Below are 6,720 nucleotides of genomic sequence, written 5' to 3'. Positions count from 1 at the left end.
GTCGGTGGGCGGGCGCATGCCCCTGGCGGGCCGGCCGCAGCCGGGGGTGGTGCGCCTGGAGCGCGTCACGCACGCCGACGGGTCCGTGGCGTGGGTGGTGCAGGTGCCGGGCACGCAGGACTGGACGGCGCTGCCGCGCCCGGGCGGCACCCCCATGGACCTGACGACGAACCTGCGGGCCGTGGCCGGCGAGCCCACCGCGACCGCCGCGGCCGTCGCCGAGGCGATGCGGCTGGCCGGTGTGGGCGCCGACGAGCCGGTGATGCTGGCCGGGCACAGCCAGGGCGGGCTGACGGCGGCGTCCCTGGCGGCCGACGGGGCGTTCACCTCGCGCTACCGCGTCACCCACGTGGTCACGGCCGGGGCGCCCGTGGACGGCGCCGCGGTGCCCGGGCACGTGCGGGTGCTGTCGCTGGAGCACACCGGGGACCTGGTGCCCGCCCTGGACGGGCGGGCCGCGCAGGGGTCCGCCTCGCGCACGGTGGTGCGCCGCGACCTGGCCGACGACCCGCGGCTGGCCGCGGCGCTGGAGCGCGACCCCCTGCTGGCGCACGGCTGGGGCGGGTACCTGGACACCGCCGCGCGCGTGGACGCCAGCGACGACGCGGCGCTGGTGGCCTACCGGGGTTCGGCGCGCGCCTTCCTCGACGCGCCCGGCGCCCGCGTCGAGGTGTTCGACTACCGCGCGGAGCGGCTGTGAGCGGCCGTGGCCCGCAGCACCGGGCCCCAGCGCTGCGCGTAGGCGTCCAGGGCCGGGGAGGCCGCGCCCTCGGAGTCGAGCAGGTACAGGCCGGGGGCGGGGCAGGTGGCGCCCAGCTCCACGAGCACGGGCTTGAGCAGCAGGTCCGCGGCGAGCGCGTGCGCCGGCCCGGCGCCCAGCATCAGGGGCACGGCGGTCACCCCGCGCATGCCCTCCCCGCCGGCGAACTGGTCCAGGAACAGCTTCAGCAGACCGGTGTAGGTGGCCTTGTAGGTGGGGCTGGCCACGACGGCGAGGTCGGCGGAGGCGACGTCGGCGACGGCCGCGCGCACGGCCTCGTCGCCCCGGCCGAGCAGGCCGGGGCCGAGGGTCGTCACGTCCACGACGAGGTCGGGCGCGGCGCCGGTGAGCAGCTCGGCGGCGCGCACGGCGGCGGCCAGCGTGCGCGAGGCCGGCTTGGGGTTGCCGACCACGACGGCGCTGCGCGCGGCGGGGCTCACGCGCCCACCCGCGGCTGCAGGGCGCGGAAACCGCTGGCGTGCCACACCAGCGGCTCCAGCTCCGGCTCGGTGCCCAGCGCGTGCACCTGCAGCAGCACCACGTCGTGGTCGCCGGCGGGGAACTGCGAGTGGATGCTGCACTCCAGCCAGGCGGGGGCGCCGTGCACGAAGTGCGCCCCGCTGGCGGTGGTCGTGGTCTCGATGCCCGCGAAGCGGTCTCCGGCCCTGGAGGCCAGCTGGCGGGCGGCGACGTCGTGCGCCTCGCCGAGCACGGAGACGCCGATGCGGGGCGCCTCGCGCAGCTTCGGCCAGCTCGTCGAGGTGTGCTGGACCGCGACCAGCGCCAGCGGGGGGTCGGCGGAGATGCCGACCTGGAAGGAGGAGGCGACCAGGACCACGGGTTCGCCGCCCACGACCGCGGACAGGGCGGCCACCCCGGAGGGGAAGAGGGCGAAGGTCGCGAACAGCGCCTTGGGGTCGTCGGCGTAGTCGATCAGCTCGGGCACGGGAACCCTCCAGCGGTCGTAGGGGCGGCTCCCGCGCGGGGGCCGCGTCGGGTGCGGGGTCCAGCGTCGAACAGGTGCGCTGGGCAGTGTCGTACACCTGTGCCCGGGTGCGCCGCGCCGGGGCGGGGGCGGTCGTGGTCGCGGTCCTAAGCTGACCGCGTGCCGACCTCCAGCGCTGCAGAGCTCCTCCCGCGGCTGCGGGCGACCGTGGCGAACGTGCCCGCCTACGTGGCGGGCCGGCCCGCGCAGGTGCGCGAGGGGCTGGAGGTGTTCAAGCTCTCCTCCAACGAGAACCCGTACCCGCCGCTGCCGAGCGTGCTGACGGCCATCGCGCGCGCGGCCGCGGAGGTCAACCGCTACCCCGACCCCTCGGCCGCGGAGATGCTCGAGGCGGTCGCCGCCCGCTGGGGGGTGCGGCGCGAGCAGCTGGCCGCGGCCACCGGCAGCGTGCGGCTGCTGGCGCAGCTGGTGGAGGTGACGTGCGACCCGGGCGACGAGGTCGTCTTCGCGTGGCGCTCCTTCGAGGCGTACCCCATCGCCGCGGCGATCGGCGACGCGCGCGCGGTGCAGGTGCCGCTGGCGGCCGGCTCCCGCCACGACCTGCCGGCGATGCTCGCGGCGATCACCGAGCGCACCCGGCTGGTCGTGCTGTGCTCGCCGAACAACCCCACCGGTCCGGCGCTGCGCGCCGAGGAGCTGGAGGGGTTCCTGGCGCGGGTGCCCGGCGACGTGCTCGTCGTGCTCGACGAGGCGTACCGCGAGTTCGTCGACGACCCGCAGGTGCCCGACGGCGTGGACGTGCTGCGCGCGCACCCCAACGTCGTGGTGCTGCGCACCTTCTCGAAGGCGTACGGCCTGGCGGGGCTGCGCGTGGGCGTGGCGGTCGCCCACCCCGGGGTCGCCGCGGCGCTGCGCAAGGCGGCCACCCCGTTCGGGGTGACCGCGATCGGCCAGGCGGCGGTGGTGGCCTCCCTGCAGCCGGCGGCGGAGGCGGAGCTGATGCAGCGCGTGGCCGCGCTGGTGGCCGAGCGCCACCGCGTCCTGGACGGGCTGCGCGGGCAGGGCTGGGAGGTGCCGGACGCGCAGGGCAACTTCGTGTGGCTGCCGGTGGGCACGCGCACGCCCGCCCTGGTGGACGCCTTCGGCGTGGAGGGGCTCTCCGTGCGCGGCTACGGCACCGACGGGGTGCGCGTGACCGTGGCCGAGACGGCGGCGAACTCGCGCTTCCTGGACGTGGCCGCGCGCCTGCGCTGACGGGGCGCGGCGCGCCCGCGGCCGGTGCTGGGTCGGCGCGCCGCTCCGGCGCGTCTCGTGCCCGCACCTACCCTCGCGTAAGGTACGCACCCGTAAGGTACGGGACCGTAGGTTCGCGCGGGGCGCGGACCCGCACCCGGTCCGTCCGAGGGAGGGGGAGCGCGTGACCGACGCGGCGGTCGGCCCGGCACGGGCCCGCGGCGAGGAGATGGTGCAGCTGCTGGACGCCACCGGCGCCCGGCGCGAGCACCCCGGCTACGACGTGCACCTGGAGCCGGACGAGGCGCTGGACGTGCTGCGCGAGCTGGTGCTGCTGCGCCGGCTGGACGCCGAGGCGGAGGCCCTGCAGCGCCAGGGCCAGCTGGGCCTGTGGGCGGGCAGCCGCGGCCAGGAGGCCGCCCAGGTGGGCGCCGCGCGCGCCCTGCGCCGCCAGGACCACGTCTTCCCCAGCTACCGCGACCACGGCTTCCTGCTGGCGCGCGGGGTGGACCCGCTGCACGTGCTGAGCCTGTTCCGCGGCGTGGACCACGGCGGCTGGGACCCCGTGGCCCACGGCGTGCACCCCTACACGCTGGTGATCGCCGCGCAGATGCTGCCCGCCGTGGGCTACGCCATGGGCGTGCAGCGCGACGGCGCCGTCGGCACCGGCGACCCCGGGCGCGACACCGCCGTGCTGGTCTGCTTCGGCGACGGCGCCACCAGCCAGGGCGAGGCCGCCGAGGCGCTGAACTGGGCTGCCGTCTACAACGCGCCGGTCGTGTTCCTGTGCCAGAACAACCAGTGGGCGATCTCCGAGCCGGTGCGCCAGCAGTCGCCCGTGCCGCTGCACCGGCGCGCCGAGGGCGCCGGGATGCCGGGCGTGCGCGTCGACGGCAACGACGTGCTGGCCGTGCTGGCCGTGGTGCGCGCCGCCGCCGAGCGCGCCCGCTCCGGCGGCGGGCCGACCTTCGTGGAGGCGTACACGTACCGGATGGGCGCGCACACCACCGCCGACGACCCCACCCGCTACCGCGACGCCGCCGAGGTCGACGCCTGGCGCGAGCGCGACCCGATCGACCGCTTCCGCACCCACCTGCGCGCGCTCGGCGTCCTGGACGACGCCGCCGAGCGCGCGATCCAGCAGGAGGCCGACGCCTTCGCCGAGCGGCTGCGCGCCGGGGTCCCGCAGATGCCCGACCCGCACCCGGCGTCGATGTTCGAGCACGCCTACGCCGAACCGCACCCGCAGGTGCTGGCCGAGCGCGACGAGTTCCTCGCCGCCTGGGCCCGCCACGAGCAGGACGAGCAGCTGGGATCGACCGTCGGGGGGGACCGCTGATGGAGCGCACGCCGATCGCGAAGGCGATCAACGCCGGCCTGCGGGCCGCCATGGAGCGCGACCCGCGCGTGCTGCTGATGGGTGAGGACATCGGCCGCCTGGGCGGGGTGTTCCGCGTCACCGACGGGCTGCAGAAGGACTTCGGCGAGCACCGGGTGCTGGACACCCCGCTGGCCGAGGCGGGCATCGTGGGCACCGCCCTGGGCATGGCGCTGCGCGGCTACCGGCCGGTGTGCGAGATCCAGTTCAACGGGTTCGTGTACCCCGCCTTCAGCCAGATCGTCACGCAGCTGGCCAAGCTGCGCGCCCGCTCGCGCGGGCGGCTGTCGGTGCCGGTGGTCATCCGCATGCCCGCCGGCGGCGGCATCGGCTCGGTGGAGCACCACTCCGAGAGCCCCGAGGTGCTGTTCGCGCACACGGCGGGGCTGCGGGTGGTGTACCCCTCCACCGCGCACGACGCGTACTGGATGGTGCAGCAGTCCATCGCCTCCGCGGACCCGGTGCTGTTCCTGGAGCCGGAGCGGCGCTACTGGGAGAAGGGCGACGTGGACACCTCCCTGGCCCCCGGGCAGGTGGCGCCGCTGCACCGCGCCCGCGTGCTGCGCCCGGGCAGCGACGCCACGCTCGTGGCGTACGGGCCCACGGTGAAGCTCGCGCTGGACGCGGCCGCGGAGGCCGCGCGGGAGGGCACCGAGCTGGAGGTCGTGGACCTGCGTTCGATCTCCCCGCTGGACGTGGACACCGTCGCGGAGTCGGTGCGCCGCACCGGCCGCCTCGTCGTCGTGCAGGAGGCGCCGGTGTTCCACGGCGCCGGCGCGGAGGTCGCCGCGCGCATCCAGGAGAGCTGCTTCTACTCGCTGGAGGCGCCGGTGAAGCGGGTGGGCGGGTACCACCTGCCGTACCCGGCGGCGCGCGTGGAGGAGCACTACCTGCCCACCGTGGACCGCGTGCTCGACGCCGTGGAGCAGGCGCTCGCCGCCTGAGCCCGGCAGGACCCGACCACCCGACCACCCGACCACCCGTAGAACCCGAAGGGGACCTGTGCACCAGCGGTTCGCCCTGCCCGACGTGGGCGAGGGACTCACCGAGGCCGAGATCGTCTCGTGGAAGGTGCGGGCCGGCGACACCGTCGCGGTCAACGACGTCCTCGTGGAGATCGAGACCGCGAAGTCGCTCGTGGAGCTGCCCAGCCCGTACGCCGGCACGGTCGTGGACGTGCTGGTCGCCGAGGGCAGCACCGTCGACGTCGGCACCGACATCGTCGTCATCGGCGAGCGCGCCGACGCCGCGCCGGCCGCGCCCGCGCCGGGCGCACCGGGACCCGCCGCACCGGGACCCGCCGCCCCCGCGCCCGCCGGGGCGGCGGACGCGCAGGAGGAGGGCTCGGGCGCCACGCTCGTCGGGTACGGCACCCGCGAGGTCGCCGCCCGCCGCCGGCGCCCCGCCGCGGCGGACCCCGCGACCGGTCCCGCGGCGGACCCCGAGGCGGTTCCCGCCGCGCGGCCCGGGCACGTCCTGGCCAAGCCGCCGGTGCGCAAGCTCGCCCGCGACCTCGGCGTGGACCTCGCCGACGCGGTGCCCACCGGGCCGGGCGGCACCGTCACCCGCGCCGACGTCCTCGCGCTGGTGCCCGGCACGCCCGCCGAGCCGGCGCGCCGCGAGGACCGCCACGAGCGCGAGCGCCTCGTGCCGATCCGCGGGGTGCGCAAGGCCACCGCCCAGGCGATGGTGGAGAGCGCCTTCTCCGCCCCGCACGTCACGGTGTTCACCACGGTCGACGCCACCCGCACCATGAAGCTGGTGCGCCGGCTGAAGGAGGACCCGGAGTTCGCCGGGGTGCGCGTGTCCCCGCTGCTGCTGGTCGCCAAGGCGCTGCTGGTGGCGGTGCGCCGCAACCCGGACATCAACTGCACCTGGGACGAGGAGAACCAGGTCATCGTGGTGAAGAACTACGTGAACCTCGGCATCGCCGTCGCCACCCCGCGCGGGCTGCTCGTGCCCAACGTCAAGGACGCCGACGCGATGAGCCTGAAGGAGCTGGCCGTCGCCCTCAACGAGCTGGCCGCCACCGCCCGCGAGGGCAAGGCCCGACCGCGCGACCTCGCCGAGGGCACCATCACCATCACCAACGTCGGCACGTTCGGCATCGACACCGGCACCCCGATCCTCAACCGCGGCGAGGCCGCGATCCTCGCCGTCGGCAAGATCGCCCAGAAGCCGTGGGTGCACAAGGGCAGGGTGAAGCCGCGCTACCTGGCCACCCTGAGCCTGTCCTTCGACCACCGGATGCTCGACGGCGAGAGCGGCTCGCGCGCCCTGGCCGACATCGCCGCCGTCCTGGAGGACCCCGCCCGGGCGCTGACCTGGAGCTGACGGGGTTTCCCGCGCCGCCGCGCGGGTAGGTGCCCCTCCCGGAGGACGGACGAGGGGAGCGGGGATGCC

Annotated in this window: 6 protein-coding genes and 1 pseudogene; 5 read left to right on the top strand and 2 right to left on the bottom strand. The window is 76.6% G+C overall.

What is annotated here, in order from left to right:
• Window positions 1-700 (top strand): annotated as a pseudogene (locus GTR00_RS11015) (alpha/beta hydrolase); the annotation flags it as partial.
• Here GTR00_RS11015 and GTR00_RS11010 read toward each other — a convergent pair.
• Together GTR00_RS11010 and GTR00_RS11005 are read right to left on the bottom strand one after the other, a co-directional pair.
• The gene (locus GTR00_RS11010) at window positions 679-1,200 is read right to left on the bottom strand and encodes an NADPH-dependent FMN reductase (RefSeq protein ID WP_166611665.1); all 522 of its coding nucleotides are present in this window, start codon (window positions 1,198-1,200) and stop codon (window positions 679-681) included. The pseudogene GTR00_RS11015 and the gene GTR00_RS11010 sit on opposite strands and share 22 nt — an antisense overlap.
• Complete coding sequence (locus GTR00_RS11005) at window positions 1,197-1,706, bottom strand: flavin reductase family protein (protein ID WP_323132399.1); 510 nt, start codon at window positions 1,704-1,706, stop codon at window positions 1,197-1,199. The genes GTR00_RS11010 and GTR00_RS11005 overlap by 4 nt, the downstream gene beginning before the upstream one ends.
• A gap of 159 nt (window positions 1,707-1,865) precedes the next feature.
• Between GTR00_RS11005 and hisC the strand changes: the two genes are divergently transcribed.
• The 4 genes from hisC (at window position 1,866) to GTR00_RS10985 (ending at window position 6,651) form a co-directional block, all read left to right on the top strand.
• Window positions 1,866-2,960, top strand: a complete 1,095-nt coding sequence (gene hisC, locus GTR00_RS11000; RefSeq protein WP_166611664.1) for a histidinol-phosphate transaminase — start codon at window positions 1,866-1,868, stop codon at window positions 2,958-2,960.
• A gap of 163 nt (window positions 2,961-3,123) precedes the next feature.
• The gene (gene pdhA / locus GTR00_RS10995) at window positions 3,124-4,278 is read left to right on the top strand and encodes a pyruvate dehydrogenase (acetyl-transferring) E1 component subunit alpha (RefSeq protein ID WP_323132398.1); all 1,155 of its coding nucleotides are present in this window, start codon (window positions 3,124-3,126) and stop codon (window positions 4,276-4,278) included.
• Window positions 4,278-5,261 carry an alpha-ketoacid dehydrogenase subunit beta gene (locus GTR00_RS10990; protein WP_166611663.1) on the top strand — a complete coding sequence of 328 codons (984 nt, stop codon included), beginning with the start codon at window positions 4,278-4,280 and terminating at the stop codon, window positions 5,259-5,261. The genes pdhA and GTR00_RS10990 overlap by 1 nt, the downstream gene beginning before the upstream one ends.
• A gap of 58 nt (window positions 5,262-5,319) precedes the next feature.
• A complete protein-coding gene (locus GTR00_RS10985) occupies window positions 5,320-6,651 on the top strand; it encodes a dihydrolipoamide acetyltransferase family protein (RefSeq protein WP_166611662.1) in 1,332 nt (443 codons plus the stop codon).
• Window positions 6,652-6,720: the final 69 nt, after the last annotated feature.

The organism is Kineococcus indalonis (assembly GCF_009906395.1).
Lineage (GTDB): Bacteria > Actinomycetota > Actinomycetes > Actinomycetales > Kineococcaceae > Kineococcus > Kineococcus indalonis.
Note: the sequence above shows the minus strand (reverse complement) of the source record. Positions and strands in the feature narration are given on the sequence as shown.